The 25,064-nt window shown below is 72.5% G+C and carries 28 protein-coding genes; 17 read left to right on the top strand and 11 right to left on the bottom strand.

Features of this window, described 5'->3' with window-relative positions:
* Window positions 1-24: 24 nt before the first annotated feature.
* Window positions 25-1,095: a ribosome small subunit-dependent GTPase A gene (gene rsgA / locus ACQP03_RS29180; protein ID WP_396832814.1), complete on the bottom strand. Its 1,071-nt coding sequence runs from the start codon at window positions 1,093-1,095 to the stop codon at window positions 25-27.
* Between the two features lie 89 nt (window positions 1,096-1,184).
* On the bottom strand, window positions 1,185-2,483 hold the full coding sequence (gene aroA / locus ACQP03_RS29175; protein WP_433459176.1) for a 3-phosphoshikimate 1-carboxyvinyltransferase: 1,299 nt from the start codon (window positions 2,481-2,483) through the stop codon (window positions 1,185-1,187).
* 102 nt (window positions 2,484-2,585) lie between these two features.
* Here aroA and ACQP03_RS29170 point away from each other — a divergent pair, with 102 nt between their 5' ends.
* From ACQP03_RS29170 to rsrA, 5 genes are all read left to right on the top strand, one after another.
* On the top strand, window positions 2,586-3,296 hold the full coding sequence (locus ACQP03_RS29170; RefSeq protein WP_357125878.1) for an SOS response-associated peptidase: 711 nt from the start codon (window positions 2,586-2,588) through the stop codon (window positions 3,294-3,296).
* Window positions 3,297-3,491: 195 nt separating this feature from the next.
* Window positions 3,492-3,884, top strand: a complete 393-nt coding sequence (locus ACQP03_RS29165; RefSeq protein WP_355050539.1) for a WhiB family transcriptional regulator — start codon at window positions 3,492-3,494, stop codon at window positions 3,882-3,884.
* A 75-nt stretch (window positions 3,885-3,959) separates the two neighbouring features.
* The gene (locus ACQP03_RS29160) at window positions 3,960-4,622 is read left to right on the top strand and encodes an alpha/beta hydrolase family protein (RefSeq protein ID WP_433459173.1); all 663 of its coding nucleotides are present in this window, start codon (window positions 3,960-3,962) and stop codon (window positions 4,620-4,622) included.
* Between the two features lie 216 nt (window positions 4,623-4,838).
* Window positions 4,839-5,666 carry a sigma-70 family RNA polymerase sigma factor gene (locus ACQP03_RS29155; protein ID WP_355050537.1) on the top strand — a complete coding sequence of 276 codons (828 nt, stop codon included), beginning with the start codon at window positions 4,839-4,841 and terminating at the stop codon, window positions 5,664-5,666.
* 1 nt (window position 5,667) lies between these two features.
* Window positions 5,668-5,955: a mycothiol system anti-sigma-R factor gene (rsrA, locus tag ACQP03_RS29150; protein WP_355050536.1), complete on the top strand. Its 288-nt coding sequence runs from the start codon at window positions 5,668-5,670 to the stop codon at window positions 5,953-5,955.
* Window positions 5,956-6,078: 123 nt separating this feature from the next.
* Here the strand turns inward: rsrA and ACQP03_RS29145 are convergent, their stop codons facing one another.
* Window positions 6,079-6,153, bottom strand: a complete 75-nt coding sequence (locus ACQP03_RS29145) for a 50S ribosomal protein bL37 (protein WP_369752275.1) — start codon at window positions 6,151-6,153, stop codon at window positions 6,079-6,081.
* 212 nt (window positions 6,154-6,365) lie between these two features.
* Between ACQP03_RS29145 and ACQP03_RS29140 the strand changes: the two genes are divergently transcribed.
* Together ACQP03_RS29140 and ACQP03_RS29135 are read left to right on the top strand one after the other, a co-directional pair.
* Window positions 6,366-6,587, top strand: a complete 222-nt coding sequence (locus tag ACQP03_RS29140) for a biotin/lipoyl-binding carrier protein (protein WP_007464729.1) — start codon at window positions 6,366-6,368, stop codon at window positions 6,585-6,587.
* The gene (locus ACQP03_RS29135) at window positions 6,584-7,093 is read left to right on the top strand and encodes a GNAT family N-acetyltransferase (RefSeq protein WP_357175333.1); all 510 of its coding nucleotides are present in this window, start codon (window positions 6,584-6,586) and stop codon (window positions 7,091-7,093) included. Before ACQP03_RS29140 ends, ACQP03_RS29135 begins: the two co-directional genes overlap by 4 nt.
* A gap of 11 nt (window positions 7,094-7,104) precedes the next feature.
* Here ACQP03_RS29135 and ACQP03_RS29130 read toward each other — a convergent pair whose 3' ends face one another.
* Window positions 7,105-7,716 carry a TetR/AcrR family transcriptional regulator gene (locus ACQP03_RS29130; protein ID WP_357125864.1) on the bottom strand — a complete coding sequence of 204 codons (612 nt, stop codon included), beginning with the start codon at window positions 7,714-7,716 and terminating at the stop codon, window positions 7,105-7,107.
* 112 nt (window positions 7,717-7,828) lie between these two features.
* On the opposite strand from ACQP03_RS29130, the gene ACQP03_RS29125 reads away from it, so the two are divergent.
* A complete protein-coding gene (locus ACQP03_RS29125; protein ID WP_433459169.1) occupies window positions 7,829-9,412 on the top strand; it encodes an MDR family MFS transporter in 1,584 nt (527 codons plus the stop codon).
* 64 nt (window positions 9,413-9,476) lie between these two features.
* Here the strand turns inward: ACQP03_RS29125 and ACQP03_RS29120 are convergent, their stop codons facing one another.
* Window positions 9,477-11,306 carry a tetratricopeptide repeat protein gene (locus ACQP03_RS29120; protein WP_433459167.1) on the bottom strand — a complete coding sequence of 610 codons (1,830 nt, stop codon included), beginning with the start codon at window positions 11,304-11,306 and terminating at the stop codon, window positions 9,477-9,479.
* A gap of 181 nt (window positions 11,307-11,487) precedes the next feature.
* Here ACQP03_RS29120 and ACQP03_RS29115 point away from each other — a divergent pair, with 181 nt between their 5' ends.
* On the top strand, window positions 11,488-12,519 hold the full coding sequence (locus ACQP03_RS29115) for an SIS domain-containing protein (RefSeq protein ID WP_357126547.1): 1,032 nt from the start codon (window positions 11,488-11,490) through the stop codon (window positions 12,517-12,519).
* A gap of 30 nt (window positions 12,520-12,549) precedes the next feature.
* The gene (locus ACQP03_RS29110) at window positions 12,550-14,145 is read left to right on the top strand and encodes a histidine kinase N-terminal domain-containing protein (protein ID WP_357125854.1); all 1,596 of its coding nucleotides are present in this window, start codon (window positions 12,550-12,552) and stop codon (window positions 14,143-14,145) included.
* A 249-nt stretch (window positions 14,146-14,394) separates the two neighbouring features.
* On the opposite strand, the gene ACQP03_RS29105 is transcribed toward ACQP03_RS29110, so the two are convergent.
* Window positions 14,395-15,966, bottom strand: a complete 1,572-nt coding sequence (locus ACQP03_RS29105; RefSeq protein WP_433459165.1) for a glycosyltransferase family 39 protein — start codon at window positions 15,964-15,966, stop codon at window positions 14,395-14,397.
* A gap of 257 nt (window positions 15,967-16,223) precedes the next feature.
* On the opposite strand from ACQP03_RS29105, the gene ACQP03_RS29100 reads away from it, so the two are divergent.
* From ACQP03_RS29100 to ACQP03_RS29085, 4 genes are read left to right on the top strand one after another with little or no spacing between them, the layout of a single operon-like run.
* Window positions 16,224-17,936: a nitrite/sulfite reductase gene (locus tag ACQP03_RS29100; RefSeq protein WP_357175330.1), complete on the top strand. Its 1,713-nt coding sequence runs from the start codon at window positions 16,224-16,226 to the stop codon at window positions 17,934-17,936.
* Window positions 17,933-18,094, top strand: a complete 162-nt coding sequence (locus ACQP03_RS29095) for a hypothetical protein (protein WP_355050529.1) — start codon at window positions 17,933-17,935, stop codon at window positions 18,092-18,094. The genes ACQP03_RS29100 and ACQP03_RS29095 overlap by 4 nt, the downstream gene beginning before the upstream one ends.
* On the top strand, window positions 18,091-18,852 hold the full coding sequence (locus tag ACQP03_RS29090) for a phosphoadenylyl-sulfate reductase (RefSeq protein ID WP_433459162.1): 762 nt from the start codon (window positions 18,091-18,093) through the stop codon (window positions 18,850-18,852). The genes ACQP03_RS29095 and ACQP03_RS29090 overlap by 4 nt, the downstream gene beginning before the upstream one ends.
* Entirely contained in the window at window positions 18,834-19,619 is a 786-nt protein-coding gene (locus ACQP03_RS29085; RefSeq protein ID WP_433459160.1) for a sirohydrochlorin chelatase, read from the top strand. The genes ACQP03_RS29090 and ACQP03_RS29085 overlap by 19 nt, the downstream gene beginning before the upstream one ends.
* A gap of 85 nt (window positions 19,620-19,704) precedes the next feature.
* On the opposite strand, the gene ACQP03_RS29080 is transcribed toward ACQP03_RS29085, so the two are convergent.
* Window positions 19,705-19,962, bottom strand: a complete 258-nt coding sequence (locus tag ACQP03_RS29080; RefSeq protein WP_007072794.1) for a WhiB family transcriptional regulator — start codon at window positions 19,960-19,962, stop codon at window positions 19,705-19,707.
* A gap of 447 nt (window positions 19,963-20,409) precedes the next feature.
* A complete protein-coding gene (locus tag ACQP03_RS29075; protein ID WP_433459158.1) occupies window positions 20,410-21,360 on the bottom strand; it encodes a diacylglycerol/lipid kinase family protein in 951 nt (316 codons plus the stop codon).
* Between the two features lie 43 nt (window positions 21,361-21,403).
* Between ACQP03_RS29075 and ACQP03_RS29070 the strand changes: the two genes are divergently transcribed.
* Window positions 21,404-21,793 carry a hypothetical protein gene (locus ACQP03_RS29070; protein ID WP_357125841.1) on the top strand — a complete coding sequence of 130 codons (390 nt, stop codon included), beginning with the start codon at window positions 21,404-21,406 and terminating at the stop codon, window positions 21,791-21,793.
* Window positions 21,794-21,912: 119 nt separating this feature from the next.
* On the opposite strand, the gene ACQP03_RS29065 is transcribed toward ACQP03_RS29070, so the two are convergent.
* The 3 genes from ACQP03_RS29065 to sodN are packed head-to-tail and all read right to left on the bottom strand — an operon-like array spanning window position 21,913 to window position 23,274.
* A complete protein-coding gene (locus tag ACQP03_RS29065; protein WP_357126538.1) occupies window positions 21,913-22,320 on the bottom strand; it encodes an ATP-binding protein in 408 nt (135 codons plus the stop codon).
* A gap of 31 nt (window positions 22,321-22,351) precedes the next feature.
* Complete coding sequence (locus tag ACQP03_RS29060) at window positions 22,352-22,873, bottom strand: GNAT family N-acetyltransferase (RefSeq protein ID WP_357125838.1); 522 nt, start codon at window positions 22,871-22,873, stop codon at window positions 22,352-22,354.
* A complete protein-coding gene (gene sodN, locus ACQP03_RS29055; protein WP_355050524.1) occupies window positions 22,870-23,274 on the bottom strand; it encodes a superoxide dismutase, Ni in 405 nt (134 codons plus the stop codon). The genes ACQP03_RS29060 and sodN overlap by 4 nt, the downstream gene beginning before the upstream one ends.
* 84 nt (window positions 23,275-23,358) lie before the next feature.
* Here sodN and ACQP03_RS29050 point away from each other — a divergent pair, with 84 nt between their 5' ends.
* Window positions 23,359-23,709 (top strand): S24/S26 family peptidase, encoded by a 351-nt coding sequence (locus tag ACQP03_RS29050; protein WP_357125834.1) that lies wholly within the window; start codon window positions 23,359-23,361, stop codon window positions 23,707-23,709.
* A 144-nt stretch (window positions 23,710-23,853) separates the two neighbouring features.
* Window positions 23,854-25,032: an NAD(P)-dependent malic enzyme gene (locus ACQP03_RS29045; RefSeq protein ID WP_357175327.1), complete on the top strand. Its 1,179-nt coding sequence runs from the start codon at window positions 23,854-23,856 to the stop codon at window positions 25,030-25,032.
* The last annotated feature ends 32 nt before the right edge of the window (window positions 25,033-25,064 follow it).

Raw genomic sequence — 25,064 nt, 5'->3', positions numbered from 1 at the left:
GCAACCTAGCCGACGTCCACCGGGTCACTCGTCGGGCCCGCGCCGGTCGCCCTCGCCGGGCCCGCGCTGGTCGCCCTCACCGCGCGCGTCGCCGTCGCCGGCCCGGGAGGCCAGCAACCGGCGGTACGACGCCAGCCGGCGCGGGTCCGCCTTCCCGGCGGCCACCCAGGCGTCCAGCCCGCAGTCGGCCTCGTCGGCCGTGTGCGGGCAGTTGGGCGGGCAGTCGACGGTGCCCTCCACCAGGTCGGGGAACCCGTGCAGCAGGCTGTCGGCGGAGACGTGCGCCAGCCCGAAACTACGGATGCCCGGGGTGTCGATGATCCAGCCGGGGTCGGTGTCGACGCCGGGCACCGGTGGCAGCCGCAGCGCCACCGCGCTGGTGGAGGTGTGCCGGCCGCGACCGATGGCGCTGACCACCCCGACCGCGCGCGCGGCGTCCGGGACGAGGCGGTTCACCAACGTCGACTTGCCCACCCCGGAGTGCCCGACCAGCACCGACACCCGGCCGCTGAGCAGCGCGCGCAGCGCGCCCAGGTCGGCGTCGGGACGGTTGAGCACGTACGGCAGCTCCAACTCCGTGTAGTAGCCCAGCACCTCCTCCGGGCCGGCCAGGTCGGCCTTGGTGAGGCAGAGCAGCGGCTCGACGTCCGCGTCGTACGCGGCCACCAGGCAGCGGTCGATGAACCCGGTGCGCGGCGGCGGGTCGGCCAACGCGCTGACGATCACCAACTGGTCGGCGTTTGCCACGACGACACGTTCCAACCGGCCCTCGGCGGTGGTCTCGTCGTCGTCGGCCGTGCGGCGCAGCACCGAGCGGCGCTCGGCGATCCGGACGATGCGGGCGAGAGCGCCCTGCGCGCCGGAGGTGTCGCCGACGAGGCTGACCCGGTCACCCACGACCACCGACTTGCGGCCCAGCTCCCGGGCCCGCATCGCGGTCACCGTCGGCAGCTCGGCGCCGACCGCTCCCCGTTCGGCGCCGGACAGCACACACTGGTAGCGCCCCCGGTCGACGGCGATGACGAAGCCGTCCACCGCGTCGGAGTGCTGAGGTCGGGTGCGCGTACGCGGACGCGACGACTTCCCGGGCCGCACCCGTACGTCGTCCTCGTCGTACTCCCGCCGCTTGGTCGCCAGGACCCGTCCTCTTTTCCGCGTCAGCTCTCAGTGCGCGTCCGGGACGCTCACTTGCCGGTCACCATCGCTGACCATAGCGCCGGGAACTCGGGCATGGTCTTGGAGGTACAGCCGACGTCGTCCACCTCGATGCCCGGCACGGCGAGCCCGGCCACCGCCGCGGCGTGCGCCATGCGGTGGTCGTGGTAGGTGCGGAAGATCCCGCCGCGCAGCGGCCGGGGCTGGATCGCGAGGCCGTCCGGCGTCTCGGTGACGTCGGCCCCGAGCGCGGTGAACTCCTGCGCGAGGGCGGCGAGCCGGTCGGTCTCGTGGCCGCGGATGTGCTCGACGCCGGTGAAGACCGAGGGTGAGTCGGCGAGCATGGCCAGCGCGGTCAGCACCGGGGTCAGCTCGCTGACGTCGGAGAGGTCGGCGGTCAGGCCGTGCACCACCCCGGTGCCCCGGACGGTCAGCCCGTCGGTGGAGAGGGTGACCTCGCCGCCCATCCGCTGCAGCAGGGAGCGGAGTTGCTCGACCGGCTGCGCGCTGCGGTGCGGCCAGCCCTGAAGCGTCACCTCACCGCCGGTGACCAGGGCGGCGGCGAAGAACGGCATCGCGCCGGAGAGGTCCGGCTCGATGTCCCAGCCGCGCCCGGTGAGGGGGCCGGGCTCGACGGTCCACACGTCGGGGGTGCTGTCGTCGACGGCGGCGCCGGCGGCCCGCAGCATCTGCACGGTCATCCGCAGGTGCGGCGCGGAGGGCACCGGCGGGCCGACATGGCGTACCACCACGCCCCGGTCGAAGCGCGGGGCGGCCAGCAACAACGCGGAGACGAACTGGCTGGACACGGAGGCGTCGATCGTCACCTCGCCGCCGGTGACCCCGCCGGTGCCGAGCACGGTCAGCGGCAGGCTGCCGGTGCCGGCGACGTCGATCCGGACGCCCAGCGAGCGCAGCGCGTCGACCAGCCGGCCGAGCGGCCGGGTGCGGACGTACGGGTCACCGTCGAAGGTGACCTGCCCGTCGGTCAGGCCGGCCACCGGCGGCAGGAACCGCATCACGGTGCCGGCCAGCCCCACGTCCACGTGGGCGGGGCCGACCAGCGGGTGCGGCCGGACCAGCCAGCGCTCGTCGTCACTGATCGAGACGTGCGCGCCCATCGCGCGCAGACCGGCGGACATCAGCTCGGTGTCCCGGGCGCGCAGCGGCTCGGCCAGGGTCGACGGCCCGGCGGCCAGGGCGCTGAGCACCAGGGCACGTGCGGTCATCGACTTGGAGCCGGGTAGGCGCAGCGTCGCCGCCACCGGGTCGGACGCGGTCGGTGCGGCCCACGGCTGTGGCGGCCGGGTCGCGGTTAGATTCCCCACGGTCACATTCTGCCCTGTCTGCGGGTGGGTGACGTCGGCCGGCTTGCGTACTCCCGGTTGGCGGGACAGCAGGCGGGGCCCTCGGCGGGTTAGCGTGAGCGCATGTGCGGCAGGTACGCGACGACCCGGGGCGCCGGTGAGCTGAGCGCCCTGTTCGAGTCGTCCGACGACACCGACGGGGTGCTCCGGCCGGATCACAACGTCGCGCCCACCGATCGCGTCCCGCTGGTCCGGCTCAGCCCCGAGGGGCACCGCAGCCTCTGCGTCGCCCGCTGGGGTCTGCTGCCGCACTGGTCGCGGTCCGCCGCCGGCGCCGCCCGCATGATCAACGCACGGGCCGAGACGGTGGCGACCAGCCGGGCGTACGCCGGGGCGTTCGCCCGCCGCCGGTGCCTTGTCCCGGCGGACGGCTGGTACGAGTGGGTCCGCCGGCCCGATGGCGGCCGGCAGGCGTACTTCATGACCCCGGCCGACGGCTCGGTGCTCGCCCTGGCCGGGATCTGGTCGTTCTGGGAGTCCGGGGCGGACAGCCGGCTCACCTTCAGCGTGCTGACCACCGCGGCGCTCGGCGATCTGGCCGAGGTGCACGACCGGATGCCGGTGCTGCTGGCCCCCGAGCGGTGGTCGTCGTGGCTGACGCCGTGCGACGAGCCGGAGCGTCTGCTCGCCCCCGCGTCGTCCGACCTTCTCGCCGGGTTGGAGATCCGCCCGGTCGGGCCGGCGGTGGGCGACGTGCGCAACGACGGCCCGGAGTTGACCGCTCGCGTGTCCGTTCCGTCAATGTCGTCCCCACCGGAGTTGACCCTGTTCTGAGAATGAGAGGCATCGTCGAGCGCCGATTTGCCAGGTTCTGATCGATTCGTCGCCTGGCCGTTCAGCCATGTTCTTGAAAGCCCCTTGTCCCGGTGTCCGAAAGTGCGATACAACACAGCGCCGGTAGTGGCTGTCGGTTCGCACGGGGCGGACGACTTCACCGATCCTGCCGGTCCCACGGGGGAGGTGGGTGAAATGACACGGGCGCGTATGCCCCGCCCGCACGAGGTGGCTGCGGCACGCAGAGATCCGCGGCTGCTGCGGGCTCTGCGAGAACGTCGACAGGACGAAGCGTGGCGCACCAGAGGGACGTGCCAGAGCGTCGATCCGGAGACGTTCTTTCCGGCACCTAACGAACCGGCGGACGCCGCTGTCGCACTCTGCCGCAGTTGCGACGTGCAGGGCTCCTGCCTGGCATGGGCGTTGGAGGTCGGCGACTGTCACGGCGTCTGGGGGGCGACCACCCCCCGCGAGCGGCGGGCGATGCTCGTCGCGTGGCGCGGCGAGGTCGAACCCGACCCGGACGCGGTCGACGACGCCGGCCCTCCGGTCCGCGACCGCCTGCTCACGCTGGTGCCGCTGAGCTGACCATCGCGCGCCGCTGAGCCGACCAGCGCGGCGAACCGATCCCGGTGACGGGCCCGGTCGGCGCAGAATGGGCCGGTGCTGCCCAGCGAAGAGATCGACACCCCGCGCGGTCCGGCGCGGATCGACACCGACCCACCGGTCGGTCCGACCGTTGCGCCGGGCCGGGCGGCCGGCGTCGCGACGGCTCGCGCGCCGGTCGCCCTGTTGGTGCTCGGGCACGGGGCGGGCGGCAGCGTGGACGCCCCCGACCTGCTCGCGGTTCGGGACGCGGCGGTCACGGCCGGCCTGACGGTGGTCCGGGTGACGCAGCCCTACCGTGTCGCCGGCCGTCGGGCGCCGGCCCCCGCCGGGCACCTCGACGAGGCGTGGACGGCGGTGCTGGCCGTGCTGCGCGAGCGGCACACCGACGTACCCACGCTCCTGGTCGGTGGTCGTTCCAGTGGCGCGCGGGTCGCCTGCCGAACGGCCGGCGCGGTCGGCGCGGCCGGCGTCCTCGCGCTGGCCTTTCCACTGCACCCGCCCGGCAAGCCGGAGCGGTCCCGGGCCGCCGAACTCGCCACCGGTCTGCCGACGCTCGTCGTCAACGGCGACCGGGATCCGTTCGGCGTGCCCGGGTCCGGGCCGGGCGTGCGGGTCGTGACCCGGCCGGGGGAGACGCACGACCTGCGACGTGACCCCGCCGGCACGGGCGCGGTCGTCCGGGACTGGCTGCGCTCCCACGGCTGGACAGCCGACTGACCTCAGGGACCGTTTCCGGTGCTGGGCGCGGGTCGTTGCATCCGATGGTGCCGCCCGTCCGAACCGGACAGGTGTCACCAGTCCTCCCAGGCCCTTCCTGGTCCCAGCGCCGGCGTCTCCGGGGCCGGGACCAGGAACGGGAGAGCCGGACGGAATGCCCCAGTGGTCATCTCGCGTTACTAACCCCGGACGACTTTTCTGCGAGGGGGGTGACCGGTGCCGACCGAGACACGAAGCCTGGAACGGGACGAGCGGGACGCCCGGCAGCTACGGCGGCTGCTGGATGGTCCGGACTGGCCCGTGACAGCGGGACCGGGCGGGGTGGGTGCGGTGAGCACGAGCACACCGGCCGGAAGTGAATCTGTGGGCAGGTCCGTGCGCGTATCCTCGGCGGGAAAGCATCCGACGCGAGGGGATGTGCGGTTGACCACCGAGAAGACGGACGAGCGCAGGGCCCGGTTCGAACGGGACGCGATGCCATTCGTCGATCAGCTCTACGCTGCTGGGCTGCGCATGACGCGTAACCCGGCGGATGCCGAGGACCTGGTCCAGGAGACGTACCTGAAGGCGTACGCCGCCTTCCACCAGTTCGAGCAGGGCACGAACCTGAAGGCCTGGCTCTACCGGATCCTGACCAACACCTACATCAACTCCTACCGCAAGCGGCAGCGCCAGCCGATCCAGGCGCCGACCGAGGAGATCACCGACTGGCAGCTCGCCGAGGCCGAGTCGCACACCTCCAGCGGTCTGCGTTCGGCCGAGACCGAGGCTCTGGACCGGCTGCCGGACAGCGACGTGAAGGAGGCCCTCCAGCAGTTGCCGGAGGAGTTCCGCCTGGCTGTCTACCTGACCGACGTCGAGGGCTTCTCCTACAAGGAGGTCGCCGACATCATGGGCACGCCGATCGGCACCGTGATGTCGCGTCTGCACCGCGGCCGTCGTAATCTGCGCAAGCTGCTCGAGCAGTACGCCGCGGAGCGGGGCTTCAGCCCGGCCCGGTCCGCGAAGGGCTCGACCGCTGCCGCTGCCAGCCGGGAGGTGTGACGTGAGCTGTGGAGAGCCGCACGAGACGGACTGCCGCGAGGTGCTCGCGGAGGTCTACCTCTACCTGGATCTCGAGTGCGCCGACGAGCGGCGCGCGCTGATCCGGCACCACCTCGACGAGTGCGGGCCGTGCCTGCGCGAGTACGGGCTCGAGCAGGAGGTGCGGGCGCTGGTCGCGCGTTGCTGCGGCAACGAGACCGCGCCGGACCAGCTGCGTGAGCGGCTGCGGGTGAAGCTCACCGAGCTGGTGGTCTTCGAGACGAGCGATTCCCGCGAGCTGGCCGACTGAACGTCGGCGTACCAGAGCACACACACGCCGGTGGCCCGGGTCGATAGCGACCCGGGCCACCGGTGTACCCGGCCTCGGCCGGGGTGAGCTGACCGTCGACGGGCTGTCGGCCCGTCGGCACGTTCAGGAGTTGGGGCGCTTACCGTGGTTCGCGCTGCTCTTCTTCCGGGCCTTCTTCTTCCGGGCCTTCTTCGCCATGCTGACCTCCTCGTGATGGGTCGGATCCGTCTCGCGCGCGGCCTCGCGCCGGTTGCATCCACGCCGCCGCCCGGCGTCGGGTCCGACCCGCTGATGGTAGTGCGACCGACACCCCGTCCCTGCCGCCGGGGCCGACCCGCGCCGCTGCGCACCCATGCCCCAGCCTCGCGTGATTGGATACGTCGGCAGGCACATCGCGAAAAGGGAGGGCCGTGGACATGGCCGAGGAGATCCGCGCCGAGATGGTGGCGAACGTCTGGAAGGTCGTCGCGTCGGCGGGCGACACCGTGTCCGAGGGCGACACCCTGGTGATCCTCGAGTCGATGAAGATGGAGATCCCGGTCGTCGCGGAGGCCGACGGCGTGGTCCAGCAGCTCGCCGTCCACGAGGGCGACGTGGTGCAGGACGGTGACCTGATCGCGGTGATCGGTTGACCGGCCTGCTGGTCCGGCTCGCCGATCCGGCCGACTTCCCGGCGGTCGCCCGCCTGACCGTGGCCGCGTACGAGGCGGATGGTCAGCTCAAGGGTGAGCACGGTTACGCGGCGGTACTGGCCGACGTGTCGACCCGGGCCGCCGCCGGCGAGGTGCTGGTCGCGGTGGACGAGGCGACCGGATCGGTGCTCGGCTCGGTGACCTTCGTGCTGCCGGGCACCCTGTTCGCCGAGCTGTCCGGGCCGGGCGAGGCGGAGTTCCGCATGCTGGCCGTCGACCCGGCCGCCCAGGGGCGGGGTGTCGGCGTGGCGCTGGCGCGCGCCTGCGTCGACCGGGCCGCCGAGCTGGGTTGCACGGCGGTCGTGATCTGCGTCCGCGCGGGGATGGCCGTGTCGGCCCACCGGCTCTACGAGCGTCTCGGGTTCGTGCGGACGCCGGAGAAGGACTGGTCGCCGGCGGCCGGAGTGGCTCTGCTCGGCCTGCGGCTGGAGCTGTCCCGCGGCTGACCGTCGGCCCGTCAGCCGCGAGCGTTGGCCGGGCTGGTCGGGGTGGCGTCCCCGTCTCGCGGAGTGCCGATCGCGGCCAGCAACTCGTCGGCGACCTCCAGCGCTAGCCGGCGGCGCTCGGAGTCGGTGATGCCCGGCGCCCGTACGGCGAACCAGCTCGTGTGCACGGCGAAGAGGGACAGCGCGGCGCGGAGTTGGGCGGCGGGGGAGTCGTCGCCGCGGCAGAGCGCGTTGGCGAGCTGCATCATCCGGCCGCGCATCTGCTGGCCGGAGGAGAGGCTCTTGAGCACGGTCTGGTTCTGCTCGAAGAAGCGCATCACCGAGGGCATGTCGCCGCCGAACATCGTGTCGGCGTAGCGGGAGATCAGCGTGCGCCGAGTCTCCAGGGTCGCCGGCTGTGACTCGCCCCAGGTGGTCAGCGCGTCCATCTGGTCGAGCCGATCCTCCACGAAGCTGGCGACGATGTCGTCCTTGCTCTTGAAGTGGTAGTAGAGCGCGGCCTTCGTGACGTTGAGGCGTTCGGCGATCTCCCGTAGCGAGGTCTTCTCGTACCCCTGCTCGGTGAAGAGCTCCAACGCGACGGCCTTGATCCGCTCCCGGGTGCCGCCTGTGCTCTCCCTCACCCACGCCCTCCAATTCGTTTGACCGCGTGCCGGTATCCAACTTACCGTGCGGCTAGTAAGGTGACTAGCCGGGCGGCAAGTAAGTACGACAAACCTCGGGGGGAGCTTACCCATGACTCAGGCAACCCAGACCGACGTGCGACCCAATGTACGGGTCGTGCTGTTCGGGCTGATGATCGCGATGATGCTCGCGATGCTCGACAACATGATCGTCAGCACCGCGCTGCCGCGGATCGTCGGCGAGTTCGGCGGCCTCAACCACTTCACCTGGGTGGTCACCGCGTACGTCCTGGGTACCACCGTCTCCACCCCGATCTGGGGCAAGCTCGGTGACCTCTACGGCCGCAAGTCGGTCTTCCTGACCTCGGTCGTCATCTTCCTCGTCGGCTCGGCGCTCTGCGGCATGGCCGGCTCCGGGATCTTCGGCGGGCCCGAGGACGGCATGGTGCAGCTCATCGCCTTCCGGGCCGTGCAGGGCCTGGGCGCGGGCGGCCTGATGGTCGGCGTCATGGCGATCATCGGCGACCTGGTCCCGCCCCGCGAGCGCGGGCGCTACCAGGGCATGATCGCCGGCATCATGGCCATCGCCATGGTGGCCGGCCCGCTGGTCGGTGGCTTCATCACCGACAACCTCTCCTGGCGGTGGGCGTTCTACGTCAACCTGCCGCTGGGTGGCATCGCGCTGCTCGTGCTCATCACCACCATGCACCTGCCGAAGTACCGGACCGAGCACCGGATCGACTGGCTCGGCGCCGGGCTGCTCTCGGTGGGCATCACCGCGATCGTCCTGATCACCACGTGGGGCGGCAACGAGTACGACTGGACCTCGCCGCAGATCTTCGGCCTCGCCGCGTTGGCGCTGGTGACGCTTGTGGCGTTCGGCCTGGTGGAGCGTCGGGTCCCGGAGCCGATCCTGCCGTTGACGCTCTTCGCCAACCGCAACTTCGCGCTGATCTCGGTGGTCGGCTTCCTGCTCGGCTTCGCGATGTTCGGCGCCATGAACTTCCTGCCGCTGTACCAGCAGACCGTCCAGGGGGCCTCGGCCACCAACAGCGGTCTGCTGCTGCTGCCACTGATGTTCGGCATGCTCGTCGTCTCGCTCGCCGTCGGCCGGGCGATCACCAAGAACGGCAAGTACCGCGCGTACCCGATCGTCGGTGGTGTGGTGATGGCCGGCGGCATGGCCCTGCTGTCCATGCTCGACACCAACACCAGCAAGCTGACGTCCTCGCTCTACATGGTCGTGCTCGGCGTCGGCATGGGCTTCCTCATGCAGACCTCGATGCTGATCGCGCAGAACAGCGTGGAGCAGAAGGACCTGGGCGCGGCGAGTGGCGCGGCCACGTTCTTCCGGTCGATCGGCGGCTCGTTCGGCATCTCGCTGTTCGGCGCGATCTTCGCCAACCGGCTGGCCGACTCAGCCGCCGGCGCGGCCTTCGGCGGCGAGTCCAGCGGCGGTGGGATGGACCTGGAGAAGCTCAAGCAGCTCCCCGCCCAGGCGCAGGAGCTGGTCCTCGGCGGCCTGGCCGACGCGATCTCGCACGTGTTCCTCTGGGCCGTGCTGTTCACCGTGGCGATCCCGGTGCTCGCCTGGTTCATCAAGGAGATCCCGCTGCGCACCGCCAACGAGGCGCCGGCGCAGGCGACACCGGAGGAAGACGCCGAGGTCGCCCTCGGCAAGGCCCCGGTCGCCTGATCCTCCCCCGAAGAAGCGCCCCGCCGATCCTCGGCGGGGCGCTTCTCGCGTGTGCGCGGAACACTCAGGGTCGGTGGGTCAGGCGCTGCCAGAGACGGCGTAGCGGGTTGCGGGGGCGGGGAAGGCGGGGGGCCCGCTCACCGAGCATCCGGGTGGCCAGGGCCGTGGTGACCGGATCGACGGCCGGGGCGGCCAGCGCGAGGTGGGCCAGCGAGGTCGCGATCGGCACCGGCCGCGTCTGGGCCACCGTCGCCACGTCGGCCAACCGCTCCGCCACCACCCGGGCCACGTCCGACCGCGCCTCCGGGTCCACCCAGGCGGCGGTGACCAGGGCGAACAGCGCCGCCTCGGTGACCCAGTCCTCCACGCCCCAGACCAGGTCGAGCAGCACCTGTCGTCTCGTCGAGCCGTCCCAGGGCTCGTCGGTGCGCTGGTGCAGCAGCCCCAGGCAGGCCCACACCTGGACGGCGCGTACCCAGATCGACGGATCCTGCGCGGCCAGCAACCGGCCCAGCGCGTTGGCCGGCGCGGCGGGCGGACGCACCAGCAACCCGAGCAGGTCGTCCACGTCGAGACCGGCCAGACCGACCGCCGCGTCGTAGGCGGCGGGTGGGTGCGGCCACGCCGGTTGGGCCACCTGACCGATCCGCTCGACCGCCACCGCCGAGGGCCCGGGAAGCGCCGGCGTCGGCAGGTGCCCCGTGAAGGTCCAGAGCCGCCGTGCGGACGCGCGCCGGGGCTCGCGCGGGTCCGGCTCGACCGCGCCCGCCACCTCGATGTGCAGCCCGGGCGCCACGGACGTCACCGTCCGCAGTGCGCTCGGTGGGGCTGCCGCCGTGAGGTGTACGACACCGCCGATGCCGTTGTCGTCGTCGGCGACCGCCTGGCGCAGCGCGTCCAGCAGGGGCCCGCCGGCCGGCGTCAGTTGCCCGAGCCAGGGCCGCGCCCGACAGCACTGGGCCAGGTCGCCGTGCTCGTGACTGTCGTCCGGGTGGTCACGGATGAAGTCGGCGAGCGCGACCAGGTGGGACACGTCGCCGTCGCGCAGGTGCCGCAGGCGGTGCGTCGTGTGCACCGCGCAGTCGAACGTCGGGTCCCGGGCCAGCGCCCGCTCGGTCCACTCCAGCGCGTCGTCGAGCCGGCCGATGTCGGCCAGGGTGCCGGCGATGTCCGCATAGACGGCCAGGTCGTCGGGGTCCAGGTCGACTGCCCGGTACAGGGCCGCGAGGGCGTCGCGGGTCCGGCCCGCGCTGCGGTACGCGTACCCGAGCCAGACCTCGCCCATCTTCGACGGCTGGCTCCGTACCCCTCGGCTGGCCCAGCGGATCGCCAGCGTGACCTCGCCGAGACGCCGGGCCAGCGCGGACGCCGCGCCCAGCAGCGTCCCGTTCTCCGGATGGACGGTGACAGCGTTGCGGGCCAGCGTGAGGTACGGCGTGAGGGCGGCCCGGCCGGCGCGCGGCACCGGGTCGCCGAGCGCCGCGCAGACCTGCATGAGGACGCGGGCCAGGCGGCCCGGGTCCAGCCGTTCGGCCAGTTCGGGAGCGGTCACCCAGGGCACGCCCGCCCACTCGGCGCCCGGCGCGTGGCCGGTCGCGGCGGCGAGCAGTTCCAGCCCTTCGGCGGGGCGGCCGGCGGCGGCCAGTAGGTGGGCACGGGCGACGACCGCGCCCACGAAGGTGTGGTGGTTGATCGGAAAGAGGTCGAGGCCTCCTCCGTCGGCCGCGGCGAGGTGGGCAAGCGTCTCGTGCACCTCGGGCAGGGTGGGCGCTCGTGCCAACGCGCCAGCGAGGTGGCGGGCGGCGTGGTGCAGGTCACCCTCGCCCAGTGCCAGCCGGGCCAGGGCCAGCTCCTCCGTCGCGGAGAGCGCGGGGTTGTCCCTTCCCTCGGGCACGGTGTCCTCTCGTCGCAGTTTCTCGGCGGGGCCAGCGTAGTTGATATTGAGATGATCAAGTGATCAACTGCGCACTACTGCTCGAATAATTGCTCTGGCCAGCAGAAGGGTGCAAGACTGAGCAGGAAACGCGCGGCAATCGCGCAGGAGGGGAGTGTCCGTGTCACGTGCAGGGGCGGGAATGGCCGCCGACATCGACGAGCAGCCGGCCGGTTACGCGCGCCTGCTCGACACCGCCAACGCGGCGGCGATCGCCCGGGTGGCCGCCGTCGTCGCCGAGCGTCGACCACGGCACGTCGTCTTCACCGCCCGGGGTACCTCCGACCACGCCGCCCTCTACGGGGCATACCTGACCGAGATCCGGCTCGGCCTGCCCGCCGGGCTCGCCTCGCCGAGCGTGGTCACCCTCTTCGGCGCACGCCCCGACCTGTCCGACGCCCTCGTCGTCGGGGTCAGCCAGAGCGGTGGCTCGCCCGACCTGGCCGAGGTGCTGCGCGCCGCGCGGGCCTCCGGCGCGCTCACCCTCGCGGTGACCAACGCCCCCGACTCCCCGCTTGTCGAGACGGCCGAGCTGAGCATCGACATCGCCGCCGGCCACGAGCGCGCGGTGGCGGCGACGAAGACGTACACCGCCGAGCTGCTCGCCCTGCTGATGCTGGTGGAGGGCATCCGGGCCGGCGACGGCGTACTCCCCACGGCCGAGAGCGAGGCGCTCGCCGCGCTGCCCGACCTGGCCGCCCGCACCCTCGCCGACGACACCCCGGCCCAACTCGCGCCGCGTTACCGCTTCGCCCGCCAACTCGTCACCACCGGCCGGGGGTACGCCTACCCGACCGCCCGCGAGGCGGCGCTGAAGCTGATGGAGACCTCGTACCTGCCGGCGCTCGCCTTCTCCGGCGCCGACCTGCTGCACGGCCCGCTCGCGATGACCGATCCGGAGGTCCCGGTCCTCGCCGTGGTCGGCTCCGGCCCCGGCGGCCGGTCGATGGGCGAGGTGCTGCCCCGGCTCGGCGAGCGCCGCGCCGACGTGGTGGTGGTCGGCTCCGCCGACGTGCCGGGCACCGCACGGCTCGCCGTCCCCGAGGTCGACGAGCGGTACGCCCCGCTGCTGGACATCCTGCCGTTGCAGCGCCTGGCGCTGGCGTTGGCGCTCACCCGCGGCGAGGACCCGGACGCGCCGCGCGGCCTGAAGAAGGTCACCGCGACGATGTGAGGCGCGGCGCGGCGTGGCACCCTGGTCACCGTGTCCACGCTGCGCGACCTCGCCGAGGAGCACACCCACCTCCGTCCGGCCGACATCGACCACCTGCACCGGATCGCCGGTGACTGGCAGTTGCTCTCCGACCTGTCCTTCGCCGACCTGCTGCTCTGGGTGCCGGTTGACGCCGAGGGCACGTTCCTCTGCGTCGCCCAGGTGCGCCCCACCACCGCGCCGACCGCGTACCAGGACGACCAGGTGGGCCGCATCATCGGCGGCTCGGAGGTGGCCCACCTGGCGGTCGCCTACTCCCAGGGGCGGATCTGGCGCGAAGGCGACCCGGTCTGGTACGGCGACGTGCCCGCCCGGCACGAGGCGATCCCGGTCCGGCTGCGCACCGCCGACGGTGAGGCCGGCGAGGTGATCGCCGTGGTCGGCCGGGACACCAATCTCTCCACCGCGCGAACGCCCAGCCAGCTCGAACTCAACTACCTGACCACGGCCGACGACCTCGCCCAGATGATCGCGGACGGCACCTTCCCGCCGCCCCGGCACCCGGGCGAGACAACGTCCGCGCCCCGCGTCGGTGACGGCCTGGTACGCCTCGACGCCGGGGGCAAGGTCACCTACGCGAGCCCGAACGCCCAGTCGGCGTACCGGCGGTTGGGTTACGCCTCGCACCTGGTGGGTGAGGACCTGGCGGCGTTGCACCGCCGACTGGCCGGCGACCCGCTCGACGGCACCGAGGCGGCGACCGGGATCCTGGCCGCGCTGCGGGGCGAGGCCCCGCCCCGCCGGGAGATCGACGCGCGCGGGGCCACGATGCTCACCCGGGCGCTGCCGTTGATGCCCGCCGGCGTACCGATCGGCGCGCTGGTGCTGGTGCGGGACATCACCGAGGTCCGCCGCCGGGATCGGGCGCTGATCACCAAGGACGCCACCATCCGGGAGATCCACCACCGGGTCAAGAACAACCTTCAGACGGTGGCCGCGTTGCTGCGGTTGCAGGCCCGCCGGGTGTCCATGCCGGAGGCCCGGGTGGCCCTGGAGGAGTCCGTCCGCCGGGTCGCCTCGATCGCCCTCGTGCACGAGACGCTGTCGATGTCGAGCGACGAGGCGGTCGAGTTCGACGGCATCGTCGACCGGGTCGCCAGCGCGGCGACCGAGGTCGCGGCGACCGAGGTGAGCGTCGGGATGCGCCGCCAGGGCAGCTTCGGGGTACTGCCGGCCGAGATCGCCACGTCGCTGGTGATGGTGCTCAACGAACTGCTGCTCAATGCCGTCGAGCACGGCTTCCCACCGGCGGACGAGGCGGAGGAGCCAGCCGTGAGCGCGGCTGCCTCGGGCCTGGTGCCGGTGGCCGCACCCGAGGTCGATCCGTCGCTGCGACCCGAGGTGGTCGTCTCGGCGCACCGGTTCCGCAAGATGCTGCACGTCTCGGTGACCGACAACGGACGCGGGCTGCCGCCCGAGTTCGACGCCGAACGTGGCAGCCGACTCGGCCTCCAGATCGTCCGGGCACTGGTCACGGGGGAGTTGCGCGGCACCATCGAGCTGCGCGCGGGCGTCAACGGAGGCACCGAGGCGTTGCTGGTCGTCCCCCTGGGCCGCAGCGCCTCGGACGGCCGCTCCCAGGGCTGAGCTGTCCGCTGCCCGCGGGCCCTTGCGGGGAGCGGATATGTGAATGAGCGTGATGCCGGTGAGTCATCAAGATGACTCACCGGCATCACGCTCATCGCAGTGGGCCGGCCACGCCTCGTGGGCGATGAGGCCGTCAGCCGACGCCGCGGGGGTCCGCCCGCCTCCTGCTCGGTCGGGCCCACGGTCGACCTCGCCGGCGAGCGAGCAGGCCGACGGTCGACGCGCGGGTCCGCGCGGTGGGCCGGTCGGTCAGCGGCTGGTCAGCAGGGCGACGGTCAGGCCGGGGCGCTGCCAGACCTGGGCGACGGTGAACTGCGCGCGCAGCGCGTCGCCTTTGGCGGCCGGCACGGCGGCCAGCGGCTCGGCGTGCCGCCCGGCAACCACGAGCCAGACCCGTGCCGTGCCGGCCAGGCACTGCGCCGGTCGCGAGCACTCGGCGGCCCAGAGATCGCCCCGGGCGACCTCGTCCTCGGTGACGAGCACGTCCCGTGGCGGGTCGTCGAGGTGGTATTCGATGCCCAGATCGAGGAAGAGCCAACTGTGCCGGGGGGAGTAGACCACGGCGTCCCCGGGGCGCTGGCCGTCGGCGATCACCCGGGCGACGCCCGCGTAGTCCACCGGCGCGCTGCGCGGCCACTCGTGGGTCCGCCGCAACGCGGCCTGGTCGGGGAGGCCGAGAAGCCCGGCCAGGACCACCACGGCGAGTGCGGCCGGCGCGGGCACCGACGCCAGCGCCGCGCCGGCCAGCAGGCAGGCGAACGGCACCACGAACACCAGGTAGCGGGGCACCCACAGCGGTACGACCGCCCCGGCCACGAAGAGCAGCAGGACCGGCAGCAGCACCGCGCTCAGCGGTAGCAGGGCGCGCCGTCGGAGTCGGGCCGCGCCGAGCGCCGCCACCCCGACCAGCAGGCCGCCCACCACGCTGCTCTGGGCCACGCCGCCCGGCAGCGCGCTCAGGTCGTCCGGCCGTGCCAGGCCGACCCAGTTCAACTGCTCGGAGCGTTGCGCGCGGGCATGCAGCAGCAGCGGTGTCACCACCAGCGCGACCGGCACCAGCGCGACCGCCCACCGCCACACCCGCCGATCCCGACCGCCGGTCGCGGCGATGCCGGCCACCCCGGGACCACCCCACCAGGTGACCAGCACGACCAGCGCGTGCGCGGCCAGCAGGGTGAGCGCGACCAGGTGGGTGAGCCCGAGCGCGGCCACGGCGACGCCGTACCCGGTCCAGCGGGCCCACCCCGGCCGGCGCAGCGCGGCCACCAGCAACAGGGTGGCGAGTACCGCGAGGGCGGTGGCCAGGGCGTACGGGCGGGCCTCCTGCCCGTACCGGGAGGTGCTGGGCAGCACCGCGAACAACAGCCCGGCGAGCAGACCGCCGCGCCGGTCGACGAGGTGCGCCCCGAGCACGGCCAGCAGCCCCGCGGCGACGGTCATGGCCAGCGCGGCAGGCACCCGCAGGGCGACCGTGGAGTCGCCGACGACCAGGACCCAGACGTGCATGAACAGGTAGTACGGTCCGGTGGCGGCGTCGATGGTCCCGGCCAGTCGGGCGAGTTCCTCCGGCGACCGGGTGGCGGCGCTCCAGGTCGCCAGCTCGTCGCGCCAGAGCTGCGCCGAACCGATCCCGGTCAGCGTGACCGCCAGGGTCAGCAGCGCCGGAAGAAGCCAGACCGGCACGCCCCGCGCGACCCCGATCGACTTCCCGGACCATCCGTCCACAGCCCCGAGCCTGCCACGCCGCCAAGGCCCTCGGGCCCACCCCGCGAAGTGCCGCGAGTTGGCTGGCCCGTGATGTGGGATGCCGCACGTGGACATTGGCCGGGCCCTACGCGGTGTGGCAGCATGGGCGCATGACCGCCGCTGTCGTCCGCCGCTTCGTGGCTCGTCGCCACGTCGACTACGGCCGCGTGCGCAGCGCCATCTGTCCGGCTCACTGACGACGCCCGACCAATCTGTCTCGGGCGCGCTCCGCGCCGGCTGTCTGAAGACACCGTTGTCCCGCCCGCTTCGTCGGGCCGGCCGTCGCGCCCCGCGCGTGCCCCGAGGCACAGCAGACAACGGAGGACGCCGCGATGGCGGTCAGCAGCATCCCGGCCCGGCCCGAGGACCCGACGGCCCGGCCCGCCCGGCCGCCGCGCCGGCCCCGGGGCGAGGGCCAGTGGGCGCTCGGGCACCGTGAGCCGCTCAACCCCAACGAGCGGATCAAGAAGGACGACGACCCGCTCAACGTTCGGGCCCGGATCGAGAACATCTACGCGCACCGTGGCTTCGCCTCCATCGACCCGCAGGACCTGCGCGGCCGGTTCCGCTGGTGGGGCCTCTACACCCAGCGCAAGGCGGGCATCGACGGCGGGCGCACCGCCGTGCTGGAGCCGCACGAGCTGGAGGACGAGTTCTTCATGCTCCGCGTCCGCATCGACGGCGGCCAGCTCAGCCTGGCCCAGTTGCGGGTCATCGCGGACATCTCCCGGGAGTTCGCCCGGGACACCGCCGACATCACCGACCGGCAGAACATCCAGTACCACTGGATCCGCGTCGAGGACATGCCGGAGATCTGGCGTCGGCTCGAGTCGGTCGGCCTGCAGACCACCGAGGCGTGCGGCGACTGCCCGCGCATCGTGCTCGGCAGCCCGGTCGCCGGGGTGGCCCGCGACGAGCTGCTCGACCCGACCCCGGCGGTCGACGAGATCGTCGCCCGGTACGTGGGTGACAAGCAGTACTCCAACCTGCCCCGCAAGTTCAAGACGTCGATCTCCTGGCTGGTCGACACCCCGTACGAGTCGAACGACATCGCGTTCCTCGGTGTCGACCACCCCGAGCACGGCCCCGGCTTCGACGTCTGGGTCGGTGGCGGCCTCTCCACCAACCCGATGCTCGCCCAGCGGCTCGGCGTCTGGGTGCCGCTGGCCGAGGTACCGGACGTCTGGGCCGGCGTGGTCGGCATCTTCCGTGACTACGGCTACCGCCGGCTGCGTAACCGGGCCCGGCTGAAGTTCCTGGTCGCGGACTGGGGCGTCGAGCGCTTCCGCGAGGTCCTGGAGAAGGACTACCTCGGTCGTACGCTGCTCGACGGCCCCGCGCCGACCCTGCCGTCGAAGCCGATCGACCACGTGGGTGTGCACGAGCAGGCCGATGGGCGGAACTACGTGGGTGCTGCCCCGGTGGTCGGGCGGGTCTCCGGCGCGCAGCTCAGCCAACTGGCCGACGTGGTCGAGGCGCACGGCAGCGACCGGGTGCGGCTCACTCCGTACCAGAAGCTGCTGGTGCTCGACGTGCCGACGGCGCGGACGGAGTCGCTCGTCGACGCGCTCCGCGGCATCGGCCTGGAGGCCCGGCCGTCGGCGTGGCGTCGCGGCACGATGGCGTGCACCGGCATCGAGTACTGCAAGCTCGCCATCGTCGAGACCAAGGCTCGCGGTGAGGAGCTGGTGGCCCGGCTGGAGCAGCGGCTGCGCGACTTCGACGCGGACATCTCGATCCACATCAACGGCTGCCCGAACGCCTGCGCCCGCACCCAGGTCGCCGACATCGGCCTCAAGGGTCAGCTGGTGGTCGGCCCGGACGGCCGGCAGGTGGAGGGCTTCCAGGTGCACCTGGGCGGCGGCCTCGGCATGGCGCAGGGGCAGACCGCCGGTTTCGGCCGCAAGCTGCGAGGCCTGAAGACCACCGCCGAGGAGCTTCCCGAGTACGTGGAACGGCTGGCCCGCCGCTACCTGGCCGGGCGGAACGAGGGCGAGACGTTCGCCAACTGGGTGATCAGAGTCGACGAGGAGGAACTGCGGTGAGCAGCGAGAACCGAGCGGCACCCCTGTACTGCCCGTACTGCGGCGAGGAGGACCTGCGGCCGCACGAGGCGGGGCACGGCGCCTGGGAGTGCCACGCCTGCGCCCGGGTCTTCTCGGTGAAGTTCACCGGGCTGCTCTCCCGGACGGTGACCCGATGAGCCTCGTCTCCGCCGCAAGCCTGCGCCTGGTCGGCCCGGGTGGTCCGAAGCCCGCCGACCCGTCCCTGCGCAGCCCGGACGAGCTGCGCGTGCTGGCCGAGGACGCCGGTCGGGAGCTGGAGGGCGCTCCCGCGCTGGAGATCGCCCGCTGGGCGGCGCAGACCTTCGGCGACCGGTTCTGCGTCACCAGTTCGATGGCCGACGCCGTCCTGGCCCACCTGGTGTCCCGGGTCGCCCCGGGCGTGGACGTGGTCTTCCTCGACACCGGTCTGCACTTCCCCGAGACGCTTCGCGTACGCGACGAGGTCGCCCGTACGCTGCCGGTGAACGTCCGGTCGATCCGACCCCGGCTCACCGTGGGGCAGCAGGACGGCCAGTACGGTCCGCGACTGTTCAACAAGTCGCCGGACGACTGCTGCCAGTTGCGCAAGGTGGAGCCGTTGGAGCGGGCCCTGTCCGGGTACGACGCCTGGGCCGCCGGTCTGCGTCGGGACGAGTCGCCGACCCGGGCCAACACGCCGGTGGTGACGTTCGACGGGCGGCGCGGCAAGGTCAAGGTCAACCCGATCGCGGCCTGGTCGCAGGGGGACGTGGACGCCTACATCGCCCGCTGGAACGTGCCGGTCAACGAGCTGTTCAAGCAGGGGTACGGCTCGATCGGCTGCTGGCCGTGCACCCGCCGGACGAAGGCCGGCGAGGATCCGCGCGCTGGCCGCTGGGCCATGTTCGAGAAGACCGAGTGCGGGCTGCACGTCTGACCTCGTCTTCGACGACCCCGACCGGCCCCGGTGCGGCCGGCGGGGCGGTCCCGGTGGTGCTGGTGGCGCACGGCAGCCGGGATCCACGAGCCGCCGAGGCCACCCGGGCGCTGGCCCGGGCGGTGTCGGCGGCTCGGCCCGGCCTGTCGGTGTGGGCGAGCTGGCTGGACCACACCGAGCCGGGGCCGACCGAGGTGCTGCGCACGCTGGCCCAGGCGGGGCACCGGCGTGCGGTGGTGGTGCCGCTACTGCTGACCGCCGCGTACCACCGTCGGGTGGACATCCCGGCGGCGGTGACCGCCGCGACGACGGCCGGAGCAGCGCTGACGGTACGGGTGACCGACGTGCTCGGCCCGGCGGACGGGACGGTGACGCCGGCCCTGCTGGCGGGGCTGCGTCGTCGGCTCGGGGAGGTCGCGCCGGGGCGCTTCGACGCCCTGGTGCTGGCCGCCGCGGGCACCCGGGACGCGCGTGCGCGCGGTTCCGTGGGCCGGGTGGCCGATGCGCTCGGCGTTGAGTTCGGGGTGCCCTGCCGGGTGTCGTACGCCTCGGCGGCCCCGCCGGCGACGGGTGTGGCGGTGACGCGGCTGCGGGCGGCGGGCGCGCGTCGGGTCGCGGTGTCCGCGTACTTTCTCGCGCCGGGCCTGTTCCACGACGCGGTGACCGCCTCGGCGCGGGCGGCCGGCGCGGTGGCGGTGGCGGCCCCGTTGACGGATGCGCCCGAGTTGGCAGAGCTGGTGCTGAGCCGGGTCGACGAGCCGGCCTGACCGCTCGTCCGACCCGGTCGGTTTTGGACAGCAGTACGCCCCGGCAGGCGGACCCGCCGGGGCGTACTGCTGTGTCGTTGGGAGATCAGGCGGAGTGAGCGCGCAGCACCCGGAGGCCGCCGCGCCGCTTGACAGCGCGCCGCTCCTCCTCGCTCATCCCGCCCCAGACGCCGGCGTCCTGACCCGACTCGAGCGCCCACTGAAGGCACTGGTCGGTGACGGAGCAGCGCCGGCAGACGGCCTTGGCCTGCTCGACCTGAAGGAGAGCCGGTCCGGACGTCCCAATCGGGAAGAACAGCTCCGGGTCCTCGTCGCGGCAGACAGCATGGTGACGCCAGTCCATGGCGGCAACACTCCTCATTCTGGATGGGTGGCAATTTATTGCGGGTCGTGCTTTTCCTATATGCATCCGCAGTGCCTATGGTGACCGTTCGCGTCTGACCATTCGGCAGTGCGTGAGCAGGCAGTCAGCCCCGGGGACCTGCTGGAACAGCTCAACCTGACGAGCATATCCAGGCAATGTCCCGGTAACTCAAGTTCGCTTGTGAATACTTTCACGAACGCTCGCGATGTCAAGGGTGACGCTCGGAAAAACTCCGCGCGGTGAGCAAGCCCACAACCCATTTGTCCGGGTTCCAGTGCCTTCCTGGTTACCCGCCGTGCCACAGTCGAGGATCAATATAGTACAGTCCGCGTGACATTGCTGACATTTCCGGCACCTGCCCCTCGGTGTGGCGGCGCCTGCCGAAGCGGTTGCGGCGCCGCGTCGACCAAGGGCAGTACCCGAGACCTAGCAGATTACTCTCAGTGCGGCCGGAATGGAGGTGAATCTGACCTTCTCCCGCTCGCCAAGATAGTCACCGTCGAGCTGGAACGCCTGCGGGCGGCTGGAGACCAGCGTGAACTCCGCAGTGTCATGGAGGCGTAACACCTGACGTCCGTTCGGATCTGGCTGCCGACCCATGAATTGGGTGACTGTCCGTGTTGTGCTAGCCACCCGGAGCTGTCGCAGTGCCAGCACGTCGAGGCCGAGGTCGAACGACGCCTCCGGATTCGGGTTGACCTCCCGATCACCCAGGTACGTCCACGGGGCGGTGTTCTGGATGATGACGGTGGCCAGCTCGCCCTCCGGCTCCTCACCCGGTCGCTCCAGACTGATCGCCGGATGCCGCCGGTCCGAGGCGAAGAAGTACTGGCTCATGATCGAGCGGAAGTAGAGCCCGGGCGTCGAGACCCGCCCCTTGCGCCGGGCCTGCTCCACCCGGTGGATGACGGCGGCGTCCAGCCCGAACCCGGCGCAGAAGGTGAAGTAGCGGTCGTCGGCGCGGCCCAGCCCGACCGTGCGCTGCCGGCCCAGGCGCAGCCCTTCCAGGATCATGCTGGTGGCGTCCGGCCACTCCCGGGGCAGACCCAACGCGCGGGCGAAGACGTTCGTGGAACCGCCCGGGACGGTGGCCAGCGCCGGCAGTCGCTGGGCCATCGACGCGTCACCGACACCGGCCGGCGGCTCGGCCGTCATCAGGCCGTTCACCACCTCGTTCACGGTGCCGTCACCACCCAGGGTGACGACGAGATGGACGCCCTCCGCGGCGGCCTCCCGGGCCAACGCCATGGCGTGCCCCCGGCGGCGGGTGTAGCGCACACTGAGGTCGACTTCGCTGCGCAGCGCCCGGACAAGCACGTCTCGGCTGCGTTCGCTGGTGGTGGTGGCCTTCGGATTGACCACCAGGACGGCCCGCATGGGCGGCACTGTACCTCTCGGTAGCACGGGTATCGTGGCGCGCGTGACCATCGACTCGGCCCGGATTCCCGGCACGCTTCGCTGGGCGGTGCGGCTGCTGTGGGCGGAGGCGGTCGCCGTCGGGCTGATCGCGGTCTGGTTGCTCTGGGCCGACCTGACCGCCGCCACCACCGATCTCGCGTCGGCGTTGCTGGTGACCGCCTTCGCCGTCGGGGCGGCCGTCGCGCTGTGGGCGCTGGGCCGCGCGCTGCTGCGCCGCCGGGCCGGCGCACGGGCCCCCGCGATCGTCCTTCAGCTGATGCTGCTGCCGATCGGCTGGTTCATGATCCAGGGCGGGCTGGGCTGGCTGGGCATTCCGCTGATGGCGCTCGGCCTGGGCGTCGGCTGGCTGCTCGTCAGCCCGCCCACGACGAAGGCCCTCGGCTTCGAGTGACGTCGACCGGCGGGCGCGGCTGATCCCGTCGCGGCACGCTGACGTGCACGGTGGTCCCGCCTGCCCCGCCGCGCCGCGCCGCCTGAGCCTCGCGGCCCGGCACGGCGGAGCGTTGCCGGTCAGTAGCCGCCGGAGCGGCGGGTCAGCAACGAGATGGTCGCCCGGCCGTCGGTGGCCGTGGCGGACGCCGACGTGGTCAGCGCGGTGAGCACCTTCCAGGCGAAGGACGACTCGGCGGGCAGCGTGGCGCCGCGGACGGTCGGCACGGTCACCTCGACGGTCAGCGCGTCGTTGGTGACAGCGAACCGACACTCCAACTCGGCGTCACGGGTGGCGATGGCGAGCAGCATGGCGCACGCCTCGTCGACCGCGATCCGCAGATCCTCGATCTCGTCGAGCGCGAACTGCAGCCGGGCCGCGAGGCCTGCGGTGGCGGTACGGAGCACGCCGAGGTAACCGCCGTCGGCGGGCACCGTGAGGTGCACCACGTCGTCGTCGGTCGTTGGCTGGCCGGTCAGTTGAGTCACGCTCATCCCCCCGGTCGGGGACTCTACCCGGTCAGTCGCCCGGGCGCGTGTCGGCGGCCTCCGCCTGAGCGGCCAGATCGCGTAGGGCGTCACCGCTGAGCCGGTACGGGACCCACTCGTTCATCTGCTGGGCGCCGATCGAGGCGTAGAAGCCGGCGGCCGGATTCCACTCGATCATCCACCACTCCAGCCGGCGGTAACCCCGACGTACGCAGATGTCGGCCAGCGTGGCGAGCAGTAGGCGGCCCGCGCCGGTGCCCCGGGCCGCCGGGGAGACGTACAGGTCCTCCAGGTAGATGCCGTGCACGCCGGCCCAGGTGGAGAAGTTGAGGAACCACAGGGCGAAGCCGACCGGCGCGTCGTGCTCGTCGACCGCGACGTGACCGAAGAGGGCCGGAGCGGTGGTGAACAGCGCCGAGGTGAGCTGTTCCTCGGTGAGGTGACACTGCTCGGGAGCGCGTTCGTACGCCGCCAGTTCGTGCACCATGGCGACGACGGCCGGTACGTCCGCGGGACGTACCGGCCGGATCGTCGGGGTGACCGGGTTGGTCACGCCTTCTTGGTCTCCCAGAAGATCTTCGCGATCTCGTCGATCTTCGCGAGGAGCTGGTCAGCAGTGGCCGGGTCGAGGCTGCCCTTGACGCCGCTGGCGCCGGCGAGCTTGGTGGCCTCGTTGAACAGGGTGTGCAGGTTCGGGTACTTCTCGAAGTGCGGCGCCTTGAAGTAGTCGGTCCAGAGCACCCACAGGTGGTGCTTGACCAGCTCGGCGCGCTGCTCCTTGATGATGACCGCCCGGGTGCGGAACTCCGGGTCGGTGTTCGCCTGGTACTTCTCGCAGATCATTTTGACCGATTCGGCCTCGATCCGGGCCTGGGCCGGGTCGTAGACGCCGCACGGCAGGTCGCAGTGAGCGCTCGCGGTGACGCGGGGCGCAAGGATGCGCGGAAGTCGCATCGGGATCCTCCATGGGAAGTTTGCGATGATCAAAGGCGACATTACTCCTGGGAATGCTCCCCGAACCGGGTGGAGGTGAAACCGGTGCGCGCCGATCACCCGGGTGAGCCGCCTCGTTTGCGCGGCCCGCTGACGGCGGTCGCGGTGGCCGGCCCGTCCATGGCGCCGACGCTGCGGCACGGCGACGCGGTGCTGGTCCGCTCGGGCGGGCGTCCCATCCGGCCCGGCGACGTGGTGGTCGCGGTCTTCCGAACACGGCCGGAACTGCTGGTCGTCAAGCGGGCGGTCCGGCCCCAGGATGGCGGCTGGTGGCTGCGCGGTGACAACGAGTTGATCACCGACGACTCCCGGGCGTACGGCGTGGCCGACGTACGCGGCCGGGTGGTGGCTCGCTACTGGCCGCGCCCCGGACGGGTGCCTCGTCGGGATATATGACCCTGCTCACATCCGAGGGGCAGGGTCGACACTATGCTCGGAAAGTGCCGGGTGACCCCCCGCGCCGCGTGCCATCGCTCGCCGCCCACCTCGCGGCCGGGCCCGCCGCCTCACATCTGCTCGACAGATCCTGGAGTCACCGCCATGTCTTCATCCACCGTGGACCCCGCTGATCCCGTCTTCCAACTGCACGTCGGCGGCAAGATGGCCGTCGCCTCGACGGTGCCGCTCACCAGCCGCGAGGACCTCTCCCTGGCGTACACCCCGGGGGTGGCCCGGGTGTGCGAGGCGATCGCCGCCGACCCCGCCCTGGCCGACGAGTACACCTGGGCGTCGCACGCTGTCGCGGTGGTGACCGACGGCTCGGCCGTGTTGGGGCTCGGCAACATCGGCCCGCGCGCCGCCCTGCCGGTGATGGAGGGCAAGGCGGTGCTGTTCAAGCAGTTCGCCGGGGTGGACGCGGTGCCGATCTGCCTGGACACCCAGGACGTGGACGAGATCGTCGCGGTGGTGCGGGCGCTGGCCCCCTCGTTCGGCGGGATCAACCTGGAGGACATCAGCGCGCCGCGCTGCTTCGAGATCGAGCGTCGCCTCGACGAGGCGCTGGACATCCCGGTCTTCCACGACGACCAGCACGGCACCGCCATCGTGGTGCTCGCGGCGCTGCGTAACGCCGCCACCCTGCTCAACCGCAAGCTCGGCGACCTGCGGGTCGCGGTGAGCGGCGCGGGCGCGGCCGGGGTGGCCGTGACGAAGATGCTCATCGCCGGTGGCGTCAACCCCGACCAGGTCGTCGTCTGCGACTCGAAGGGGATCATCGGCCGGCACCGCACCGAGCTGACCGGTGGCAAGGCCGAGTTGGCGGCGAGCACCAACGCGGACGGCCGCCACGGCGACATCACCGAGGCGCTGCGCGACGCGGACGTGCTGATCGGCGTCTCCGGAGGCGAGATCCCGGAGGCCGCCATCGCCGGTATGGCACCCGGTGGGATCGTGTTCGCGCTGGCCAATCCCACCCCGGAGGTGCACCCGGAGGTGGCCGCCCGGCACGTCGCGGTGGTCGCCACGGGCCGCAGCGACTACCCCAACCAGATCAACAACGTGCTGGCGTTCCCCGGGGTGTTCCGGGGCGCGCTGGACGCCGGCGCCACCCGGATCACCGACGCGATGAAGGTCGCCGCGGCGGACGCCATCGCCGGGGTGGTGGCCGAGTCGCTGACTCCCGAGGCGATCGTCCCGTCGCCGCTGGACCCGCGTGTCGCTCCGGCCGTCGCCGAGGCGGTGGCCGAGGCCGCCCGCCGTGACGGCGTGGCCCGGCGGTGACCGGAACGCCGTGACCGGCGTGGTGACCGGAA

This window comes from Micromonospora sp. CA-248212 (genome assembly GCF_050948405.1).
GTDB lineage: Bacteria > Actinomycetota > Actinomycetes > Mycobacteriales > Micromonosporaceae > Micromonospora.
The sequence above is the reverse complement of the archived record's forward strand: the minus strand, read 5'-3'. Positions and strand labels throughout refer to the sequence as shown.

Bases quoted from the DNA above. Each gene is read 5' to 3' on its own strand.
- ACQP03_RS29170 (WP_357125878.1), top strand. From the start codon at position 2,586: ATGTGCGGCAGGTACGCGACGACCCGGGGCGCCGGTGAGCTGAGCGCC.
- ACQP03_RS29165 (WP_355050539.1), top strand. From the start codon at position 3,492: ATGACACGGGCGCGTATGCCCCGCCCGCACGAGGTGGCTGCGGCACGC.
- ACQP03_RS29125 (WP_433459169.1), top strand. From the start codon at position 7,829: ATGACTCAGGCAACCCAGACCGACGTGCGACCCAATGTACGGGTCGTG.
- ACQP03_RS29115 (WP_357126547.1), top strand. From the start codon at position 11,488: ATGGCCGCCGACATCGACGAGCAGCCGGCCGGTTACGCGCGCCTGCTC.
- ACQP03_RS29105 (WP_433459165.1), bottom strand. From the start codon at position 15,966: ATGTCCACGTGCGGCATCCCACATCACGGGCCAGCCAACTCGCGGCAC.
- ACQP03_RS29100 (WP_357175330.1), top strand. From the start codon at position 16,224: ATGGCGGTCAGCAGCATCCCGGCCCGGCCCGAGGACCCGACGGCCCGG.
- ACQP03_RS29090 (WP_433459162.1), top strand. From the start codon at position 18,091: ATGAGCCTCGTCTCCGCCGCAAGCCTGCGCCTGGTCGGCCCGGGTGGT.
- ACQP03_RS29080 (WP_007072794.1), bottom strand. From the start codon at position 19,962: ATGGACTGGCGTCACCATGCTGTCTGCCGCGACGAGGACCCGGAGCTG.
- ACQP03_RS29075 (WP_433459158.1), bottom strand. From the start codon at position 21,360: ATGCGGGCCGTCCTGGTGGTCAATCCGAAGGCCACCACCACCAGCGAA.
- sodN (WP_355050524.1), bottom strand. From the start codon at position 23,274: ATGCGACTTCCGCGCATCCTTGCGCCCCGCGTCACCGCGAGCGCTCAC.
- ACQP03_RS29045 (WP_357175327.1), top strand. From the start codon at position 23,854: ATGTCTTCATCCACCGTGGACCCCGCTGATCCCGTCTTCCAACTGCAC.